Annotated in this window: 17 protein-coding genes; 6 read left to right on the top strand and 11 right to left on the bottom strand. The window is 38.6% G+C overall.

Features of this window, described 5'->3' with window-relative positions; genetic code table 11:
- Positions 1 to 5: 5 nt before the first annotated feature.
- The 3 genes from KO513_RS18405 to KO513_RS18395 all read right to left on the bottom strand — a co-directional run bounded on the left by KO513_RS18405 (position 6) and on the right by KO513_RS18395 (position 5,640).
- The gene (locus tag KO513_RS18405; RefSeq protein ID WP_215914652.1) at positions 6 to 458 is read right to left on the bottom strand and encodes a GNAT family N-acetyltransferase; all 453 of its coding nucleotides are present in this window, start codon (positions 456 to 458) and stop codon (positions 6 to 8) included.
- A gap of 82 nt (positions 459 to 540) precedes the next feature.
- Entirely contained in the window at positions 541 to 4,224 is a 3,684-nt protein-coding gene (gene purL / locus KO513_RS18400) for a phosphoribosylformylglycinamidine synthase (RefSeq protein WP_215914651.1), read from the bottom strand.
- A gap of 201 nt (positions 4,225 to 4,425) precedes the next feature.
- Positions 4,426 to 5,640 (bottom strand): RsmB/NOP family class I SAM-dependent RNA methyltransferase, encoded by a 1,215-nt coding sequence (locus KO513_RS18395; RefSeq protein ID WP_215914650.1) that lies wholly within the window; start codon positions 5,638 to 5,640, stop codon positions 4,426 to 4,428.
- Positions 5,641 to 5,712: 72 nt separating this feature from the next.
- Here KO513_RS18395 and KO513_RS18390 point away from each other — a divergent pair, with 72 nt between their 5' ends.
- On the top strand, positions 5,713 to 6,741 hold the full coding sequence (locus tag KO513_RS18390; RefSeq protein ID WP_215914649.1) for a WD40/YVTN/BNR-like repeat-containing protein: 1,029 nt from the start codon (positions 5,713 to 5,715) through the stop codon (positions 6,739 to 6,741).
- A gap of 6 nt (positions 6,742 to 6,747) precedes the next feature.
- Here KO513_RS18390 and KO513_RS18385 read toward each other — a convergent pair whose 3' ends face one another.
- From KO513_RS18385 to KO513_RS18355, 7 genes are all read right to left on the bottom strand, one after another.
- Positions 6,748 to 7,212 carry a hypothetical protein gene (locus tag KO513_RS18385; RefSeq protein WP_215438949.1) on the bottom strand — a complete coding sequence of 155 codons (465 nt, stop codon included), beginning with the start codon at positions 7,210 to 7,212 and terminating at the stop codon, positions 6,748 to 6,750.
- Positions 7,205 to 7,720 (bottom strand): hypothetical protein, encoded by a 516-nt coding sequence (locus KO513_RS18380; protein WP_215914648.1) that lies wholly within the window; start codon positions 7,718 to 7,720, stop codon positions 7,205 to 7,207. Before KO513_RS18380 ends, KO513_RS18385 begins: the two co-directional genes overlap by 8 nt.
- A gap of 11 nt (positions 7,721 to 7,731) precedes the next feature.
- Positions 7,732 to 8,286 (bottom strand): RNA polymerase sigma factor, encoded by a 555-nt coding sequence (locus KO513_RS18375; RefSeq protein WP_215438951.1) that lies wholly within the window; start codon positions 8,284 to 8,286, stop codon positions 7,732 to 7,734.
- A gap of 58 nt (positions 8,287 to 8,344) precedes the next feature.
- Positions 8,345 to 10,171, bottom strand: a complete 1,827-nt coding sequence (locus KO513_RS18370; RefSeq protein ID WP_215914647.1) for an ABC transporter ATP-binding protein — start codon at positions 10,169 to 10,171, stop codon at positions 8,345 to 8,347.
- Entirely contained in the window at positions 10,171 to 11,880 is a 1,710-nt protein-coding gene (locus KO513_RS18365) for a phospho-sugar mutase (RefSeq protein ID WP_215914646.1), read from the bottom strand. Before KO513_RS18365 ends, KO513_RS18370 begins: the two co-directional genes overlap by 1 nt.
- Positions 11,881 to 11,943: 63 nt before the next feature.
- Complete coding sequence (locus tag KO513_RS18360; protein WP_215914645.1) at positions 11,944 to 12,894, bottom strand: glycosyltransferase family 2 protein; 951 nt, start codon at positions 12,892 to 12,894, stop codon at positions 11,944 to 11,946.
- Positions 12,895 to 13,092: 198 nt separating this feature from the next.
- Positions 13,093 to 13,614, bottom strand: a complete 522-nt coding sequence (locus tag KO513_RS18355; RefSeq protein ID WP_215438955.1) for a DUF4199 domain-containing protein — start codon at positions 13,612 to 13,614, stop codon at positions 13,093 to 13,095.
- Between the two features lie 175 nt (positions 13,615 to 13,789).
- Between KO513_RS18355 and KO513_RS18350 the strand changes: the two genes are divergently transcribed.
- The 3 genes from KO513_RS18350 to mtaB all read left to right on the top strand — a co-directional run bounded on the left by KO513_RS18350 (position 13,790) and on the right by mtaB (position 16,925).
- On the top strand, positions 13,790 to 14,077 hold the full coding sequence (locus tag KO513_RS18350; RefSeq protein WP_215438956.1) for a type B 50S ribosomal protein L31: 288 nt from the start codon (positions 13,790 to 13,792) through the stop codon (positions 14,075 to 14,077).
- A 117-nt stretch (positions 14,078 to 14,194) separates the two neighbouring features.
- On the top strand, positions 14,195 to 15,370 hold the full coding sequence (locus KO513_RS18345; RefSeq protein WP_215438957.1) for a GlmU family protein: 1,176 nt from the start codon (positions 14,195 to 14,197) through the stop codon (positions 15,368 to 15,370).
- Between the two features lie 223 nt (positions 15,371 to 15,593).
- Complete coding sequence (gene mtaB / locus KO513_RS18340; RefSeq protein WP_215914644.1) at positions 15,594 to 16,925, top strand: tRNA (N(6)-L-threonylcarbamoyladenosine(37)-C(2))-methylthiotransferase MtaB; 1,332 nt, start codon at positions 15,594 to 15,596, stop codon at positions 16,923 to 16,925.
- Between the two features lie 57 nt (positions 16,926 to 16,982).
- Here mtaB and KO513_RS18335 read toward each other — a convergent pair whose 3' ends face one another.
- Positions 16,983 to 17,276 carry a GNAT family N-acetyltransferase gene (locus tag KO513_RS18335; protein WP_215438959.1) on the bottom strand — a complete coding sequence of 98 codons (294 nt, stop codon included), beginning with the start codon at positions 17,274 to 17,276 and terminating at the stop codon, positions 16,983 to 16,985.
- A gap of 169 nt (positions 17,277 to 17,445) precedes the next feature.
- Here KO513_RS18335 and KO513_RS18330 point away from each other — a divergent pair, with 169 nt between their 5' ends.
- Together KO513_RS18330 and KO513_RS18325 are read left to right on the top strand one after the other, a co-directional pair.
- Positions 17,446 to 18,108 (top strand): alpha/beta hydrolase, encoded by a 663-nt coding sequence (locus KO513_RS18330; RefSeq protein ID WP_215438960.1) that lies wholly within the window; start codon positions 17,446 to 17,448, stop codon positions 18,106 to 18,108.
- A 188-nt stretch (positions 18,109 to 18,296) separates the two neighbouring features.
- Positions 18,297 to 19,262, top strand: a complete 966-nt coding sequence (locus KO513_RS18325) for a lytic transglycosylase domain-containing protein (protein WP_215914643.1) — start codon at positions 18,297 to 18,299, stop codon at positions 19,260 to 19,262.
- Positions 19,263 to 19,319: the final 57 nt, after the last annotated feature.

The following is a 19,319-nucleotide window of genomic DNA, read 5'->3' as shown; positions in this document are numbered from 1 at the left end:
CGTAGTTAGAGGTGGAATTTCATACCCTCATGGCTCGCTGTAAAACCTAGATTTTGATAAAATTTTAATGCATCGGGCCGTTTTTTGTCCGTAGTGAGTTGTACAACGTGTGCGCCTTTTTCGCCTGCGCGTTGTATGGCCCATTTAAATAACTGCCGCCCTATACCTTTGCTACGGTAGTCCTCATGTACACGTACGGCCTCTATTTGAGCGCGAACACCTCCTTGGTATGTTAGGTAAGGAATAAAAGAGAGTTGCATCGTACCAATAACCTGTTCGGTCTCGTTTACAAAAACCATAAGTTCTTGGTTTTTATCTCCGTTAATGGCGTTAAAAGCATCGTAATATTTTTGGGGTAGGGGCACTTTATAGTCTTCCCGAAGCTTCCCCAATTTGTCATTGGCCAACAATTGTACAATCGCAGGAAGGTCGGATTCAGTTGCTTTTCGGATTTTCATATCCAACTAAATTATAAAAATAATGGCCTGAGTTTCTAAGCTCAGACCATTATTTAAACTATTATGTATTTAATTTTTAAGACTACTTAGCCTCTAAAATCCATTTTTTGGCATTAACGAAAGCTTCTAACCAAGGAGAAACTACGTCATTGTTTCCTTCTGGATAATAGGCCCAGTTCCAAGGGAAAATAGAACGCTCAATATGCGGCATGGTTACTAAATGGCGTCCTGTAACATCGCAGAGCATAGCGGTGTTGAAGTCACTTCCGTTAGGGTTGGCAGGATAGCTTTCGTAACCATATTTGGCAACTATACCGTATTGATCTTCATTGTGCGGAAGGCTAAATTTACCTTCGCCATGTGAAATCCATACCCCTAAAGTTGTTCCCGCTAGACTGGATAACATAACCGAATTGTTCTCCTGAATTTTAACCGAAGTAAAGTTACTTTCGTGTTTATGGGAGTCGTTATAGGTCATTCTACCATGAGTTTCGTGCTCGGGATTGATGAGATCTAATTCCATAAACAATTGGCATCCGTTACATATCCCAATAGATAAGGTATCAGGTCTGGCAAAGAAGTTTTTAAGAGCGGTATTGGCTTTTTCATTGTATTTAAAAGCTCCCGCCCATCCTTTGGCGCTACCTAAAACGTCTGAGTTGGAAAATCCGCCTACGGCACCAATAAACTGAATATCCTCAAGAGTTTCACGACCGGAAATTAAATCGGTCATATGAACATCTTTTACATCAAAACCAGCCAAGTACATGGCATTTGCCATTTCACGTTCGGAATTACTTCCTTTTTCACGAAGTATGGCCGCTTTAGGTCTGTTTCCGGTATTTGATGGAATACTGCTCAAATCAACATTTTTAGGAAACTTGTACTGAAGCGGTTGATTTTTGTAGTTATCAAAACGGTCTTTGGCCAAATTATTTGCCGTTTGTTTGCTGTCCAATAAATATGAAGTCTTGAACCAAGTATCTCTTAGGGAGTTGATGTTCAAGCCCATTTCTATACCTCCATTTTTTATTTTTAGAATGGTACCGGAAACTACTTTTCCTATTTTCTTGAAATCTATGTTGATGTCGCTTAATTTTTGCTCTACGGATTCGTCTTTCGCTTGAAAAACAATTCCCGAATTTTCGGCAAAAAGCAATTTAATGGTATCCGATTCGTCTAAAGTGGACAAGTCTAATTCTGCGGATAAATTGATGTCCGCAAAACAGAGCTCCAATAAAGTTGTAATCAATCCACCGGAAGCCACATCATGCCCAGCAACGATTTCACCTTCTTTAATCAAATCCTGTATACCGTTAAAAACAGTTTTAAAGTAGGCTGCATCCTTTATACTAGGTGCTTCGGTTCCTATGGCATTTCTAATCTGGGAAAAAGAAGAGCCACCTAGTTTATAGTCATCTTTTGATAGATTAATGTAGTAAATTGAGCCCGCATTCTTTTGTAGTACGGGTTCTACAACTTTGGTAATATCGCTACAATTTCCGGCAGCGGAAATAACCACTGTACCAGGAGCGATAACATCTCCATCTTTATATTTTTGTTTCATGGAAAGCGAATCCTTTCCGGTAGGTACATTTATACCTAATGCAATAGAAAAGTTGGATACTGCTTCAACAGCTTCGTACAAACGGGCATCCTCACCTTCGTTTTTACAAGGCCACATCCAGTTAGCGGATAGTGAAACGGATTTTAAATTGTCCTTTAGCGGAGCCCAGATGATGTTGGTCAGCGATTCCGCAATACTGTTCAAACTACCTGCTGCTGGGTCAATTAATCCAGAAATGGGAGAGTGGCCAATACTAGTTGCAATACCTTCCTTTCCTTTAAAATCCAAGGCCATAACACCACAATTGTTCAGTGGTAATTGTAATGGTCCGGCACATTGTTGCTTGGCAACACGGCCTCCCACACAACGGTCAACTTTATTCGTTAGCCAGTCTTTAGCGGCAACGGCCTCTAGTTGTAGCAATTGTTCCAGATAGTCGTGAAAGAATTCCAACGAATACTCAGGATTGGCATATGTTCTTTTTACGGTAGAATCCGTCATTACGGTTTTAGGGGAGCTCCCGAACATGTCCTCAAGATTTAAGTCCATTGGCTTTTCGCCCGTAGTGGCCGACTCAAAAGTGAATTTGTGGTCTCCGGTAACATCGCCTACTTCATACATAGGGGACCGTTCACGATCGGCAATACGATGCAAAAGGTCTACATCATTTTTACCAATAACCAAGCCCATACGTTCTTGGGATTCGTTACCGATTATTTCTTTGGCCGATAGGGTAGGGTCGCCTACCGGAAGTTTATCCAAATCTATTTTTCCGCCCGTATCTTCGACCAATTCAGAAAGACAGTTAAGATGTCCGCCCGCACCATGATCGTGAATGGACACAATTGGGTTTACATCATTTTCTACCATACCTCTGATAGCATTTGATGCTCTTTTCTGCATTTCCGGGTTGGAACGTTGTATGGCGTTCAATTCAATAACGGAACTAAATGCCCCTGTATCTGCACTTGAAACAGCGGCTCCACCCATACCAATACGGTAGTTGTCACCTCCTAGAATAACAATTTTATCGCCATCTTTGGGCGTATCCTTTAAAGCTTGTTCTGCTTTGCCGTAGCCAATACCGCCGGCTTGCATAATCACCTTATCGAAACCTAGTTTTCTTGTGTTCTTTTGGTCACTATCTCTGGATTCGTCATGTTCAAAAGTCAACACGGAACCAGTAATTAGCGGTTGCCCAAATTTATTTCCAAAATCCGAGGCACCATTAGATGCTTTTATAAGGATGTCCATTGGGGTTTGGTACAGCCATTCTCTTTCCGGGAATGCCTTTTCCCAAGGTCTGTCTTTTTCCAAACGAGAATAGGCCGTCATATAAACAGCCGTTCCAGCTAAGGGTAACGACCCTTTTCCTCCGGCCAAACGGTCACGAATTTCTCCTCCAGAACCCGTTGCAGCACCGTTAAAGGGCTCTACGGTAGTAGGAAAATTGTGTGTTTCCGCTTTAAGCGAAATAACCGAATCGAACTCCGTTTCTTGATAAAAATCGGGTTTATCAGCGCTTTTTGGTGCAAATTGGGTCACTTTTGGCCCTTTTACGAAAGCCACATTATCTTTATAGGCCGAAACAATATCGTTAGGAAATTCTTGCGAAGTTTTCTTGATAAGCTTAAAAAGTGAAGATGGCTTTTCTACGCCGTCAATCACAAAAGTACCATTGAAAATTTTATGGCGACAATGCTCCGAATTCACTTGGCTAAACCCAAAAACTTCGGAATCCGTTAGTTTTCTGCCCAGTTTCTTTGCCAAGTTCTCCAAGTAGATAACCTCTTCATCACTTAAAGCAAGGCCCTCCTGTTGGTTATAATCGGCAATATTCTCTATTTCCAGAACGGCTTCGGGAGCCACATCTATTTTATAAACAGATTGTGATAACCCGTTAAATTTTTCGGAGAGCATGGGGTCAAAATCCGTAAAATCTTCACTTACCGCTTTAAACTCCTCTATTCTAATAACACCCTCAATGCCCATATTCTGGGTGATTTCCGTTGCATTTGTACTCCAAGGAGTAATCATTGCTGCCCTAGGGCCAACAAAAAAGGCGTCTATAGACGCCGTATTTATTTTTGGTAGGTTGCCAAACAACCATGTAAGTTTCTTGTTATTTTCCTGTGAAAGTTCTTTAACCGTTTGTACGGCAAAAACTTTTGTGGCTACATCCCCGAAGAAGTGAATCATTTAGCTTGTAAATTGATAGGTTTGAGAAAACGCAAATTTAACCTTTAAAAGGCGCTTTGTAAAGGAGTATCGTAATTTTTTATGAGTAAAAGTTAACAGGTTGTTGATTACTTTGCGCCTCAAGTTTCTCTTCTCCTTAAAGCGGAGGAGATAGTATGCCCATCAAATGATTTTTAAGCTATTATTACTGTTAAAAAAGGACTAGCTTTTCTTTTCTAACAACGCCATATAGAATCCGTCAAATCCACTTTTGGAAGCGTAAATCTTGTTTTCCTTTACCAAACTAAAGTCTTTACCTTCTTCCGAAGCTAAAAAAGAAACCACTTGGTCGTTGTTTTCTTGAGGAAGAATTGAACAGGTAGCATACACCATTTTTCCACCGGGCTTTACTATTTTACTGTAGTTACGAATGATTTCGTGCTGTGTTTTCGTGATTTTTTCAAGAAATTCAGGTTGCATCTTCCATTTACTGTCCGGATTTCTGCGCAAAACACCAATTCCTGTACAAGGAGCATCTATTAACACACGGTCTGCACTTCCATAAAGTTTTTTGTAAACCTTTGTAGAATCGATCTCGCGAGTTTCAATGTTGTGTGCATTGTTTCTTCTGGCGCGCCTTTTCAGTTCTTTTAGCTTGCTGCCATAGATATCCATGGAGATAAGCTGACCTTTGTTTTCCATGAGGGCCGCTAAGTGAAGCGATTTTCCACCTGCTCCCGCGCAAGTATCAACCACACGCATTCCCGGTTTTACATCTAGATATTCAGACACCAGTTGTGAAGAAGCATCTTGAACTTCAAAAAAACCTTTTTTAAATGATTCCGTAACAAAAACGTTGGCACGCTCCGGTAAACGCAGTGCACTTGCATAACCTTTAATGGGTTCTACAACAATACCTTCGTCCAAAAGAGTTTTACGTAGCTTTTCCTTATCTATGTTTAACGTATTGGTCCTAAGAATAACTTCAGCTTGTTCGTTAAGGGCAGCGCTTTCAGCCGTCCATAGTTTTTCTCCCAATGCTTTTTCGCAGATTTCATCTATCCAATCTGGCATAGATTCGCGGAACTTCCTAATTTTTGAAAGCTCGTCAAAACGACCTTTGATACGGCGTTCTGGGGTTGGTTCTATCTGCTTCCAATCTGGAATTTTGATGCCTTTTAAAACGGCCCAAACCGCCCACATTCTAAATAGGTCCGGTCTGCTATACGGTGCTTTTATTTCTGCAATTTCAGTGTACAAACGCTTGTAACGTACCATTTCATAGGTGGTTTCGGCAATAAAACCGCGGTCGCGAGAACCCCAACGTTTATCGAACTTTAGTACTTTCTGTACTACCTTATCGGCATATTCATTTTCATTAAAAATCAAGTTCAAGGCATCAATTACCGCAAATACCAAGTTTCTATGTAGCTTCATTACAAAAAATTAAGGCTGCAAAGGTATTGTTTTGCCACTGGATTACCTGTATTTTTGAGAAACTTTGTACGCATGCGTGTCCTATTGCCTATTTTAATCGGTATTCTCCTAGTTTCTTGTGCCCAAGAACAGAAAAACAAACCCTTTACATCTGTTACAGTTGAAACCGTTTATGAAGACTCGGTAAGCATCAGAGCTATAGAACTTATGGGAAATAGTCTAGTGTATGCCGGTAGTAACGGTATTTTTGGGAGTATAGATTTAGCAACGGGAAAAGTGAGGGAGAGCATAGAAAAATACCATACTACCATTCCCGAATTTCGTTCTGTTGCGCATACGTCTTCCGATTTCTTTATGTTGTCCGTGGCCAATCCGGCATTATTATACAAAACAGGTGAAAATGGGCGAATGGAGTTGGTCTATATGGAGGAGGATGAATCTGTTTTTTATGATGCCATGACGTTTTGGAACGATACCGAAGGAATAGCGATTGGTGATAGTATGGATGGTTGTTTAAGCATTCTTATTACTAGGGATGGAGGTAACACTTGGGAAAAACTTCCCTGTTCACAATTACCATCTGGCATAGAGGGTGAAGGGGCTTTTGCTGCAAGTAATACCAATATTAAGGTTATAGGAGATAAAACTTGGATAGCCACAACTAAAAGTCGTATCTATTTTTCAGGCGATAAAGGAAAAACATGGCAGATTCAGCAAACTCCCATAAAAAGCGAAGCGGAAACCCAAGGCATCTTTTCTATAGATTTTTATGATGAAAATTTAGGTGTTTCTATTGGTGGCGATTTTACCCGACCCGAAATTAACAGCGGGAACAAGGCACTCACGATAGATGGAGGTAAAACTTGGCAACTGATGGCAGATGGCCAAAATCCGCAATATAAAAGTTGTATTCAATTTGTGCCAGAATCTAAAGGAAATGGTCTGGTGGCCATTGGTTTTACCGGAATATCATATTCTGCCGATAGGGGAGCCACTTGGACACAATTATCCGATGAACCTTTCTATACCCTTCGTTTTCAAAATACGAAGGTTGCTTATGCGGCTGGAAAAAATAGAATGGCCAAGCTTGTTTTTGATTAGAAGCTTTTAAGGCTCGTTCTTATTTTTTTCTTCTCGCCTTTCATGGTATTTTCTGATAAGCTGCCTTTTAAACTCTTCTTCCGAACGAATTAACAACAACGTTTTTTTTGCCGTAATTACTTCCGCTGCTTTTTTGATAAAGTCTTTTCTGATGTCTTCTTCTTGTTGTTCCAGCTTTAGAAATAGTTCAATAACATCATTCGCCTCTTTCTCGGAAAGCTTGTCCGACTCTTTTATTTTATTACGAATCTGGTTGTGCTCTTTTTCTCTAAGCGCTCCTCGTTTTGCTTCGTAGTCATTATAAATGGGCCAGAAAGCTTGCGCTTCTTGGCTGGTCATGTTCAATCGTTCCGTTATAAAGGCTATTTTAAGCGACTTTATTTTATCATAATCATGTGTTCTCTGCGCATAGAACTGCACGGAAACCAATAAAAACACCATGGTCACCATTAATTTTTTTAATCTATTCATTGTCTTCAAGATTTAATTCATCAAAATAATCTGTGTTCTCATTAAGGTATTCCAGCACGTTTTCTTCGCTAAAATTACTATCGAACATATCTGTTATTTCTAATTCGTTTACAGGTACGACCTCTGCCAATTCATAACTGGTAAGGTCCAGTTCATTTTGGTCAAAATAATATTCAATATCTGACTGGGCCAGGTCATCAAAACCAATTTCGTTTGTTTTGTTTAGGTTCAACGTTAAGGCTACAATCAATATTGCTGCAACTGCAGCCACTGCGTAATAGTATTTTTTATAAGATTTTAAAGGAATGACCTTAGTTTCCTGTTCTTCTTTTAGTTTCTGTTGAAGCTTATCACCCAAAGAATCAAAGTAACCGTCAGGAAGTTTAAAACCTTCTTCTTTTGGTATTACCGAGTCCCCACTAGAGAGCTTTTCGAAAAGTTTTTTATCAAACTTATCAAAATAACCTTCGGGGGTCTTAAACGGATTTTTTTTATCTAATGGCTCCATAATCAATGGTTCTAAAGATATTCTTTTTGTTCTTTTAGGTATGCTTCAATCTTTTTAGTGGCCAGGTGATAAGAGGCTTTTAAGCCCCCTACGGACGTTTCAAGAATCTCTGAAATCTCTTCATATTTCAATTCCTGAAAATACTTCATATTGAACACCAACTTTTGCTTTTCCGGCAATGTGGCTATAGCTTGCTGTAATTTCAGTTGAATTTCATCTCCTTCAAAATATACATCGGCCTTTAGGTTTTCTACTAAACGGTCTTGTAATTCCCCTTCTTTTACACCCATCATCCTTGATTTGTTTTTAAGAAATGTGAGTGCCTCATTTGTGGCAATTCTATATATCCAAGAATACAGCTTGCTATCACCCTTAAAATTTGAAATGTTTTTGTAAACCTTTATAAATGTATTCTGCAACACATCGTCCGTATCATCATGATTTAACACAATTCTACGAATATGCCAGTACAGACGCTCTTTATAGGTCTCTACTAACACTCCAAAAGCGCTGGCCTGCGTTTCAGTTTGTTGTAATTGATTTACTAAGGTTTCCTCTGCAATCAAATGAATTGGGCTTAAATTCTATAGTTAAGACTATAAATTTAGCGAAAGGTTTAATGTCCTAGCCTAAAGATTGCATTTGCACCAGTTTTTTGTAGGCACCATCCTTTGCCATGAGCTCATCATGGGAGCCTTGTTCTACAATTTCACCTTTTTGAAGAACAACAATGGTGTTGGCGTTCTGAATAGTAGATAATCTATGAGCGATAACAATAGAAGTTCTGTTGCGCATCATTTTTTCAAGTGCATCTTGTACCAAGCGTTCACTCTCAGTGTCCAGGGCGGATGTGGCTTCGTCCAAAATCATGATTGGAGGGTTCTTTAATACCGCTCTGGCAATGGATAAACGTTGTTTTTGACCTCCGCTCAATTTGTTTCCGCTATCACCAATATTGGTTTCATAACCTTGAGGTAAGTCTGTAATAAATTCGTGGGCATTGGCTATTTTGGCAGCTTCCATAATTTCTTCTTTGGTGGCGTTTTCCTTTCCTAAAGAGATATTATTGGCTACGGTATCATTAAATAAAATGGAATCTTGGGTAACAAGCCCCAAAAGTCCTCTTAAAGATTTTTTGGTGATGTCCTTTATGTTGTGGCCGTCTATGGTTATTTCTCCATTATTAACGTCATAGAAACGGGTTACAAGATTTGCAATGGTACTTTTACCACTTCCTGACTGTCCTACCAAGGCTACTGTGTCTCCTTTGGGAACAGAAAGGTTGAAGTTTTTGAGTACGTATTCATCTTCATATTTAAAAGAAATGTCCTTAATTTCCACAGCTTTATCAAACGTTTCTTTGGTCAAGGCATTAGGTTTGTCCTCAATAGGGTTTTTGGTTTCAAGCACCTCAATTACCCTTTCGGCAGCGGCATTTCCTTTTTTAACACTGTAAGAGGCTTTACTAATTGCCTTTGCAGGTGTTAGAATCTGATAAGAAAGTCCCATATAAGTAATGAAAAGCCCTGGCGCCAAAGTTTTTTCAACAAGCACCATTTGGCCACCGTACCAAAGTATTACTCCTATGGCCGCAATGCCAAAAAACTCACTTGTGGGTGAGGCGAGGTTTTGTCTATTGAGCAAACTGTTGGAGTAATTATAGAAGCGTTTTGTTGAAGCTTGAAATGTTCTGCCAAATCTAGATTCTGCATTGAACGCTTTTATAACTCGAAGTCCACTTAGGGTTTCTTCCAAAATGGAAAGGAAATGACCTTGTTCCTTTTGTACCTTGCCCGATTTTCGTTTAAGGGATTTTCCTATAAGCGAAATTAAAAATCCAGAAAGGGGAAGAAATAAGAATACGAACAACGTAAGTTTTGGACTTATGGATAGCATGGCTATAATCGTAAAAATTATAGTCAATGGTTCCCTTACAATCAGTTCTAAAATAGATAGAAATGAATGTTGAATTTCTAAAACATCAGAAGTTATCCGGGCTATAGTATCCCCTTTTCTTTTTTCTGAATAGTAGGAAATAGGCAGTTCTACGGTCTTATCGTAAAGCTCGTTACGCAAATCCTTAAGAACGCCGTTCCGCAAATAGGTAATGAAATACATGGCCAAGTAATTGAACACATTTTTCATGAAAAACATACCGATGATCAATGCCACCATAAGCATTAGTACATCCCCAGAATCTCCTTGTTCGCTTCTTTGGGTGACAAAGAAATTAAGGTATTCCATTATATAATCCTTCATTTCGGAGAGACCGCTCCAAACCGGTTTTTTGTAAACTGGTTTGGTATTGTCAAACATAACTGTCAACATCGGGAACAATGAAATCATTGCCAACGTTGAGAACAACGCATAAAGGATGTTCGAGATAATGTTTAAAAATGCAAATAATTTATACGGCTTTGCAAACCGAAGGATTTTTTTGAAATACTCCATTAACCGAGATTAAGTTCACTAAGAATGTTTTGAATTTTATCATCCAATTCTTTAGAGACCTTTTTGAAATCCTCAGCTTTTTCCAATTTTGTATTCGTACTAATATAAAACTTCACTTTAGGTTCGGTTCCGCTTGGTCTTGCCGCGATACGAGTACCGTCTTCGGTTTCATATATCAATACATTGGATTTTGGAATATCTATGGTTTTTTCTTCGCCGGTAAGTACATTTTTGGCTGTAGAAGTATTATAGTCTTCTATCCATTTTACTTTAGATCCAGCTACTGAAGAAACAGGATTCTCTTTAAAATCTTTCAACATCTGTTTGATTTCTTCGGCACCGCTCATTCCCTTTTTGGTAATTGAGATAAGCTTTTCTTTATAGAAGCCATAATCAACATAGCAGTCAATTAGTTCCTTGTAGAAAGAACTACCGGTAGATTTGGCTTGAGCTGCAATTTCGCAGGCCAATAGGGTAGAGGTAACAGCATCTTTGTCACGAACAAAATCGCCCACCATATAACCAAAACTTTCTTCTCCGCCACCAACAAAGTTGGAATCCGGAAAGTCTTTTATCATCTTACCTATCCATTTAAAGCCGGTAAGGGCTGTTTTGAACTCAACACCGTAGGCTTTTGCCATGGCTTCCATCATAGGAGTTGAAACTATTGTGGTTGCAATAAATTCATTGCCTTTAAAGCCTTTTTGCTTTTGTTTCTCCAAAAGAAATTTGGTCATTAGAATCATGGCCTGGTTGCCATTTACGATTTCCATTTCTCCATCTAGGTTACGAACGGCAATACCCAAACGGTCACTATCCGGATCTGTGCCAACTACCATATCGGCTCCAATCTCTTCTGCTTTTGCAACGGCCATAGAAAGGGCTTCGGATTCTTCTGGGTTTGGAGACTTTACCGTTGGAAAGTTTCCGTCAGGCTTGGCTTGCTCCTCAATGATGGTAACATTCTTATAATCGGCTCTTTTTAATACTTCTGGAATGGCCGTAATGGATGTGCCATGAAGTGATGTAAAAACAATTTTAAAATCGTCTTTGCCGGCAGCGTTAAAATTTCCGTTAGCTACGGAAGCCTCTATAAACGCTTCGTCTACGTCTTTATCTATTAATTCAATAAGGCTATCGTTGGCTTTAAAGTTGATGTCCTCAAAAGAAAGCGAATTGATTTCCGATATAATCTCACCGTCCTGTGGAGGTACAATTTGCCCACCATCTGTCCAATACACTTTATAACCGTTGTATTCTGGCGGGTTATGGGAAGCGGTCAATACAATACCGGCATGGCATTCTAAATGCTTAACGGCAAAAGAAAGCTCAGGAGTGGTGCGGAGTTCCGAGAATAGAAAAACTTTTATTCCGTTAGCGGACAATACCTCGGCCACAGTTCTTGCCAAGGTGTCGCTATTATGGCGACAATCAAAAGCAATAACTACTTTTATATCTTCCTTCCCATAGGTTTTTATCAAGTAGTTGCTAAGACCTTGGGTGCTTTTTCCTAAGGTGTATTTGTTTATTCTGTTGGTACCTACGCCCATAACACCGCGCATACCACCTGTACCAAATTCCATATTTTTGTAAAAACGGTCCTTTAGTTCGTCTGTATCGTTATCTATTAGATGTTGAACTTCTTTCTTTACTTCTGGGTCAAAAAAATCGGTTAACCAGGTTTTGGCGGTATTTAGAATGGCATCCATAATAGTGTCTGTATTATATGTATTTATTAGCGCTTAAAATTACGAAGAATATTGCTTTGCTTTTTACTTAGGATTAATTTCTTCGGATATAGTATATCGTGTCTCGTTTTTTCGTGATCTTATTAAAATTTCGCCTAAAAATCCGGCTAAAAATAATTGCGTGCCAATAATCATTGCAGTAAGCGCAATGAAAAATTGAGGGCGATCGGTAATTAACCGTCCGTAGGGATTGATGAAAAGTTTGTCAATACCTAGATAAATGGCAAAACCAAACCCTATAATGAACATAAGAACACCCAATGCGCCAAACAGATGCATAGGCTGGCGGCCAAATTTAGATACGAACCAAATGGTGAGCAGGTCTAGAAATCCGTTTATAAAGCGTTCCATACCAAACTTGGTCTTACCATATTTACGGGCTTGGTGTTTCACTACTTTTTCGCCTATATTGCTATAACCGGCATTTTTGGCCAAAACGGGAATGTAACGATGCATTTCCCCTGAAACTTCAATGCTTTTAATCACTTTCTTATTAAATGCCTTTAATCCGCAGTTAAAGTCGTGCAATTTAACCCCGGAAGTCTGTCTGGCGGCCCAATTGAATAATTTGGAAGGCATGTTTTTGAAAAGAACGGAATCAAAACGTTTTTTCTTCCAGCCAGAAACCAAATCAAAATTATCTTCCTTTATCAACCGGTACAGTTCAGGTATTTCCTCGGGGTCATCCTGTAAGTCTGCATCCATAGTAATCACCACATTGCCCTGCGCAGCTTTAAAACCGGCATGTAAGGCTTGTGATTTTCCAAAGTTCTTTTTGAACCGTAGCCCTTTTACATTGGGGTTGGATTGGGATAGTTCTGTAATAATTCTCCAGGAATTATCAGTACTGCCGTCATCTATAAAGAGAATTTCGTAAACGAAATTATTGGATTGCATGACGCTTATAATCCAATCATGGAGTTCTTTTAAAGACTCTTCTTCGTTAAGTAAGGGTATAATTATGGACAGATCCATGCAAAGTTTCTATATATCTGACCAAAAATACAATTTTGATATTGAAGTCATTTAAACTTTTCAGCTATTAAGCTGCTTTCTTTTTGGTTTTGTAAGATAGGTTTTAATTATCAACGCCCTGAATGTTTGTTCAGGGCGTTGATAATTAAAGAATTACATTCTTTTAAATAGAAAAAGAGTTTCTATTTAAAAAAGGGCTTAATAAGCTGGTTTGTCCTTTTTTAGGACGAGTCCGGTAATAAGACCTACTATAAGACCAATAACAATGTTTATGATAAGAATAAGCGGGTAGGACATCCATGCAAACGATTTTTGCATTTCTATGCCTTGGTCAATTTGTTCCTCGGTTAGTTTAGGGTTGTTGGCAAGAGCTTGTTGTTTTCCTAACTCGTACATATTATCCATATATTCTGGTTCTACGTAGTTAGAAAACACATAAAAATAAAGTATGCCCAAGATACCTGCTATTAAGGCCACTCCAGCACCAACTTTTAAAGCTTCTGAAATAGTTAGGTAATTTAAATTGGCTTTTTTAAACTGGTAGATGCCTAATATGATACCTGCTACCAAAATTAATGTTTGTGTTCCCTGTACGGCAAGCCCACGTTCATAATGCATGTCCATAGTATAGAGCATGATTCCAAAGGTTACGCCCACTACACCAACAATTAAGCCATAATTAAGTGAGAACTTTCCGGTTTTAGCTTGACTATCTTCCATTTTTATTGTTTTTGGTTGTTATCAAAGTTAGTGCTTGTTTTTATTACTTTGTTACAGCTAAAATATATTTTTTTGTTTCTTTTGGTTATTTAGATTGTGGGTTCAAGAAAATTAATTAAATTTGCAGCCTTAAAATGAGTGCCTGTCGGAATGGGTGCGTAAAATTTTATTTATAATGAAAAAAGATATACATCCAGAAAATTATAGATTAGTCGCTTTTAAAGACATGTCTAATGACGAAGTTTTTTTGACTAAATCTACAGCAGTTACCAAAGAAACTATAGAAGTTGATGGTGTTGAATACCCAGTGGTAAAATTAGAAATTTCAAGAACGTCTCATCCATTCTATACTGGTAAAGCTAAACTTTTGGATACTGCCGGACGTATTGACAAGTTCAAAAGCAAATACGATAAGTTCAAGAAGAAACCTGCAGCAGCAAAAGCTGATAAAGAAGAAAAATAGATTCTTGTTCAAAATATATAGAAAGCCTCCACAATTGTCGGAGGCTTTTTTAGTTTATAACCTTGCCTTTGCAAATTAAAAAATCAGATTACCTATTTTTGCCAAAAATAACCAACCATGAACTATATTCTTTTTGACGGTACGGTAAGAGAAAATCTTTTGCCTTTTACTTTCACAAGACCTGTTGCGGATATCCGAGTAGGAATAATGACCATACGTGAAAAATGGGAAAAGTATTTAGGCAACACTACTACAACTATTACGGAGGAATACCTTTCTGAAAAGTTTCCCATGGTAGAAATGGAAGAAAATGTACTCATTAATGCTTCTTTTTTGCCCAACCAAAAGTTAGTGGACCTTGTTCAGGATTTAGGGGAGAACGAAGCTATTTTTCAGGGCGATGAAGTTATCGCCTTTTTCACGAACGAAAGTCAAGAAGAAGTAGATTTTACATCATACAAGCATATAGAGTTTGATGAAGATGTGATTAGGATAGAACATACGTGGGATATTTTTTCCAAAAACGGCGAAGCTATTCAGGCTGATTTTGATTTCCTTACCGAAGGAAGAAAAAGTGCTCCCATTCCCAAGAGCAATACTTTAATTCATCCAGAGCGCATTTTTATGGAAGAAGGTGCGCAGGTTGAACATAGTATCCTAAATGCAACCGATGGGCCTATTTACCTAGGGAAGAATTCTGAGGTGTGGGAAGGAAACCTTATTCGCGGAGCTTTTGCATTATGTGAGAATGCCGTGGTTAAAATGGGGGCCAAGATTTATGGAGCTACTACCATTGGTCCTTACGGAAAGGTGTGTGGTGAAATAAGCAACTCCGTTATCTTTGGGTATTCTAGTAAGGGGCATGAAGGTTACTTGGGTAATGCTGTTTTGGGCGAGTGGTGTAATATAGGTGCAGATTCCAACAATTCCAATCTTAAGAACAACTACGCTAAAGTACGTTTGTGGAATTATGCTTCCGAAAGTTTTGAGCAGACAGGTTTGCAATTTTGCGGACTTATGATGGGAGACCACAGTAAGACAGCTATAAACACTATGTTCAATACAGGTACGGTAATAGGGGTGAATTGTAATATTTATGTACCTGGTTTTCCACGTAATTTTGTCCCTAGTTTCAGTTGGGGAGGAGCATCTGGTTTTTCAACGTATAGCACCTCAAAAGCTTTTGATGCGGCCAAAGTAATGATGGCCAGGAGAAATGTTGAGTTCAATGATGTAGAAGCCCGTATTTTGGAGCACGTATTTGAGCTTACTAAAAAGTGGCGTAATTATTAAGCATTGGCGTATAAGGTATAGCGTATATCTTACTTTTTACTTGAATTTCTGATTTTTTAAAATTGATTTAAAACTTGGGTGAAAAGTCTCTGGCATTATATTCTTTGGCACTGATAAATTCAAACGCTTCAAGTTTGTAATGGGCTGGTAACAAGTTCGTATATTTGCATTCTCTAAAAAGTTATAGCATCAATTGAATACGAAAGCGGAAAGAGATAAGAGTATGAAAAAGAAAGTTGCCTTCTATACATTGGGCTGTAAACTCAACTTTTCTGAGACTTCTACAATTGCAAGAGGATTTCAGGAAGATGGTTTTGATCGCGTAGATTTTTCCGAACATGCAGATATGTATGTCATAAATACATGCTCCGTAACGGAAAATGCGGATAAAAGATTTAAAACCATAGTAAAGCAGGCTCAGAAGATTAACCCGGAAGCATTTGTTGCCGCTATAGGTTGTTATGCGCAATTAAAACCTGAAGAACTAGCTGCTGTTGATGGTGTTGATTTGGTTCTAGGGGCCACAGAGAAATTCAAGATTACAGACTATATCAATAATCTTACCAAAAACGATTTTGGTGAGGTGCACTCCTGCGAAATAGAAGATGCGGATTTCTATGTGGGCAGTTATGCTATTGGAGACCGTACCCGTGCTTTTCTCAAGGTTCAAGACGGATGTGATTATAAATGTACGTATTGCACCATACCTCTGGCCAGAGGTATTTCCCGGAGTGATACGCTGCAGAATGTTTTGGATAACGCTGCAGAAATATCTGCAAAGGGTATTAAGGAAATTGTCCTCACTGGTGTAAATATCGGAGATTATGGAAAAGGGGAGTTCGGTAATAAAAAGCATGAACATACTTTTCTGGATTTGGTAAAGGCTTTGGATAGTGTAGAGGGTATTCACCGTTTACGCATATCATCTATAGAGCCTAATTTGTTAAAGAATGAAACGATTGATTTTGTGTCTAAGAGCAATTCGTTTGTGCCTCATTTTCATATTCCGTTGCAAAGTGGTAGCGATGCAATTTTAAAGTTGATGCGCAGGCGCTATATGAGCGATTTGTATGTAGACCGGGTTAAGAAAATAAAGGAAACCATGCCGGATGCCTGTATAGGTGTGGATGTTATTGTTGGTTTTCCGGGTGAGACGGATGAACATTTCTTGGAAACCTATCATTTTTTAAATGAATTGGATATATCTTACCTACACGTGTTCACGTATTCGGAACGTGATAATACTGCGGCAGCGGATATGGGAGGAGTGGTTCCTAAACAGGTTAGAAATAAGCGGAGTAAGATGCTGAGGGGGCTATCCGTAAAGAAGAGAAGAGCTTTTTATGAAGGTCAATTGGGTAAAACGCACCAAGTGCTTTTTGAGGGGGAGAACAAGGAAGGGTATATTCATGGTTTTACCAGTAACTATGTTAAAGTAAAATCACCTTGGAACCCTGAGCTGGTAAATACCTTGCATAATGTTCAGTTAAAGGAGATTGATGAGGATGGTTTGGTACGCTTTGAATTTGAAAAAAGCGCCGTTACCACAAACTAGAGCAAAAAAAATCCCGCTGTTTGCGGGATTCATCTTCAAAAAAACTCTGAAATACTGTTAGATTCTGATACCTACGGGCAACATTTCTTTGTATTGTCTGTTTTTGCGTAAAAAACCGGCAATTTGTGGACTCGTAGGAACTACTCTAAGATTTTGCTCCTGAATGTGGTGAAGAACGGATTTGATAAAATCTTCTTTGAAACCATCTTTGGTGATTTCTTCAGGCACTACTAATTTTGTTAGAAATACTTTGCGTTCTTGCGAAGAATACTCGATCTTGGCTAAAGTGCCTTCAACCGTGGTTTCAAATTGACGCAAGAAACTGTTGTCAATAATTTCTACTTCATTCATATAGTTTGATTTTAGATGATGGCAAGAGGTAAGAAAATCACGGTGTTCTCAAATCGTAATTTTATATACTTTTGCTCAAATTTGTATAAACTATGGAAATCCCCCAAAGTCGATGACAAAAGTAGTGAAAATAATGTTAATTTCCTAACAATTCCTATGCTTTGTCATAATGAGAGATTCTAAGATTCACATATATTTTATGCCAGGAATGGCAGCAAATCCTTCCATCTTTAGATATATTATCCTACCTGAGGACAAATTTGTGCAACATCTTTTAGAATGGTTTGTGCCAGATAAAAATATGTCTTTGGAGGCGTACGCAAAAAAGATGAACGAGAATATTCATCATGAAAATGCTGTTTTGATTGGTGTTTCTTTTGGTGGGATGTTGATTCAGGAAATGGCAAGGTTTAAATCGTTCAGGAAAGTCATAATCGTATCTAGCGTAAAAGACAGTTCTGAATTGCCCGGGCGCATGATATTTGCTAAATACACTCATGTGCATAGGTTGTTGCCTACAGGGCTGGTCAATAATATGGAGCTTTTGGCCAAGTATGCTTTTGGAGAAACCGTGAACAAGCGTTTGGCACTTTACGAGGAATATCTGTCCATTAGGGATAAGTATTATATAGATTGGTCTATTGACCAAATTGTAAATTGGAAACCTATAAAGGCAATTCCCGGACTTGTGCATATTCATGGAGAGAAAGATGCGGTCTTTCCTATTGGTAAAATTAAAGAGTGCATAACTGTTAAAAATGGCACTCACACTATGATAATACACAGGGCTAGATGGTTTAACGAACACCTCCCCACAATTATTTTGCAATAAATGAGTTGTAATACTAAGCTCTTTTTTTACCTTTTTTTGTATTCACTGTATGCTTTGTGACCTTCTTTTTAATTATCGATTAATAATCGGATTTAAGAATTATAGTTAAAGCTCAATAAGAGTGCATTTGGTTTAGAAAAATTCAAAAAGAGTTTACTAACTTTGAATAAACCGTACAATACCAAAAAATGAAGATTTTAAAGAATGTATTGATGCTTTTGGGCGTCTTTTTTGTTGTGAGCACTTTGATATTTGCTGTACAGAGCAATGCAGAGCCTGCCAAGGGCGACGCAGATGTTCTGGAAAACGAAATGAAGGAAATAGATAAAAACGTTGCCGATGGGTACCGGATTTCGGCTATAGAGATTCCGGAAAATTTAAATTTTGCAGGTGAGATTGTTCCGCAGGATGACCCTGAGGTAATGGAGCGCATTGACCGTGAGTTTTTGGTAAACACCTATTGGCAATCCAATGCCGTTTTGTTGATCAAAAGGGCCAATATGTATTTTCCTATTATAGAACCAATTCTGGCCAAAAATGGTATTCCAGATGATTTTAAATATTTGGCAGTGGCAGAAAGCGGACTTCAAAATGTGGTCTCACATGCAGGTGCTGCTGGTTTTTGGCAGATAATGAAGGCTACAGGGCAGGAGCATGGCTTAGAGGTAAACAGAAACGTAGATGAACGTTACAACTTGGAAAAAGCTACTGAAGTGGCCTGTGAGTATTTGAATAGGAACTACAAAAGATATGGCAGTTGGACATTGACGGCCGCGTCCTATAATGCCGGAGCGGGTGCTATAAATAAATACTTGGGTATCCAGCAGGTGAGTGATTATTACGACCTCTTGTTAGGACAGGAAACTGGTAGATATGTATTCCGTATTATGGCAATAAAGGAAATATTGAGTCACCCTGAAAAATATGGTTTTGATATAGATAAAGAAGATATGTACCAAGCTGTACCTACTTTCAAGGTAGAGATAGACGAACCTGTATTGAGTTTTGCCGATTTTGCGCAGCAGTATGAAATCAACTATAAAATTCTTAAAAGACATAACCCTTGGCTGCGGGAAGCACATTTAAATAACAGTTCCCGTAAAAAATATACCGTTGAAATCCCTAATAAGGGATATTACAGGGTTGGCAAATAATCTTCAAGGCCTCAATACGGTTATATAAAGTTCGTATTGAGGCTTTTTTACTCCATT

It is taken from the genome of Zobellia sp. B3R18, assembly GCF_018860715.1.
Lineage (GTDB): Bacteria > Bacteroidota > Bacteroidia > Flavobacteriales > Flavobacteriaceae > Zobellia > Zobellia russellii.
Note: the sequence above shows the minus strand (reverse complement) of the source record. Positions and strands in the feature narration are given on the sequence as shown.

Bases quoted from the DNA above. Each gene is read 5' to 3' on its own strand.
- KO513_RS18405 (WP_215914652.1), bottom strand. From the start codon at position 458: ATGAAAATCCGAAAAGCAACTGAATCCGACCTTCCTGCGATTGTACAA.
- purL (WP_215914651.1), bottom strand. From the start codon at position 4,224: ATGATTCACTTCTTCGGGGATGTAGCCACAAAAGTTTTTGCCGTACAA.
- KO513_RS18395 (WP_215914650.1), bottom strand. From the start codon at position 5,640: ATGAAGCTACATAGAAACTTGGTATTTGCGGTAATTGATGCCTTGAAC.
- KO513_RS18390 (WP_215914649.1), top strand. From the start codon at position 5,713: ATGCGTGTCCTATTGCCTATTTTAATCGGTATTCTCCTAGTTTCTTGT.
- KO513_RS18385 (WP_215438949.1), bottom strand. From the start codon at position 7,212: ATGAATAGATTAAAAAAATTAATGGTGACCATGGTGTTTTTATTGGTT.
- KO513_RS18380 (WP_215914648.1), bottom strand. From the start codon at position 7,720: ATGGAGCCATTAGATAAAAAAAATCCGTTTAAGACCCCCGAAGGTTAT.
- KO513_RS18370 (WP_215914647.1), bottom strand. From the start codon at position 10,171: ATGGAGTATTTCAAAAAAATCCTTCGGTTTGCAAAGCCGTATAAATTA.
- KO513_RS18365 (WP_215914646.1), bottom strand. From the start codon at position 11,880: ATGGATGCCATTCTAAATACCGCCAAAACCTGGTTAACCGATTTTTTT.
- KO513_RS18360 (WP_215914645.1), bottom strand. From the start codon at position 12,894: ATGGATCTGTCCATAATTATACCCTTACTTAACGAAGAAGAGTCTTTA.
- KO513_RS18355 (WP_215438955.1), bottom strand. From the start codon at position 13,614: ATGGAAGATAGTCAAGCTAAAACCGGAAAGTTCTCACTTAATTATGGC.
- KO513_RS18350 (WP_215438956.1), top strand. From the start codon at position 13,790: ATGAAAAAAGATATACATCCAGAAAATTATAGATTAGTCGCTTTTAAA.
- KO513_RS18345 (WP_215438957.1), top strand. From the start codon at position 14,195: ATGAACTATATTCTTTTTGACGGTACGGTAAGAGAAAATCTTTTGCCT.
- mtaB (WP_215914644.1), top strand. From the start codon at position 15,594: ATGAAAAAGAAAGTTGCCTTCTATACATTGGGCTGTAAACTCAACTTT.
- KO513_RS18335 (WP_215438959.1), bottom strand. From the start codon at position 17,276: ATGAATGAAGTAGAAATTATTGACAACAGTTTCTTGCGTCAATTTGAA.
- KO513_RS18330 (WP_215438960.1), top strand. From the start codon at position 17,446: ATGAGAGATTCTAAGATTCACATATATTTTATGCCAGGAATGGCAGCA.
- KO513_RS18325 (WP_215914643.1), top strand. From the start codon at position 18,297: ATGAAGATTTTAAAGAATGTATTGATGCTTTTGGGCGTCTTTTTTGTT.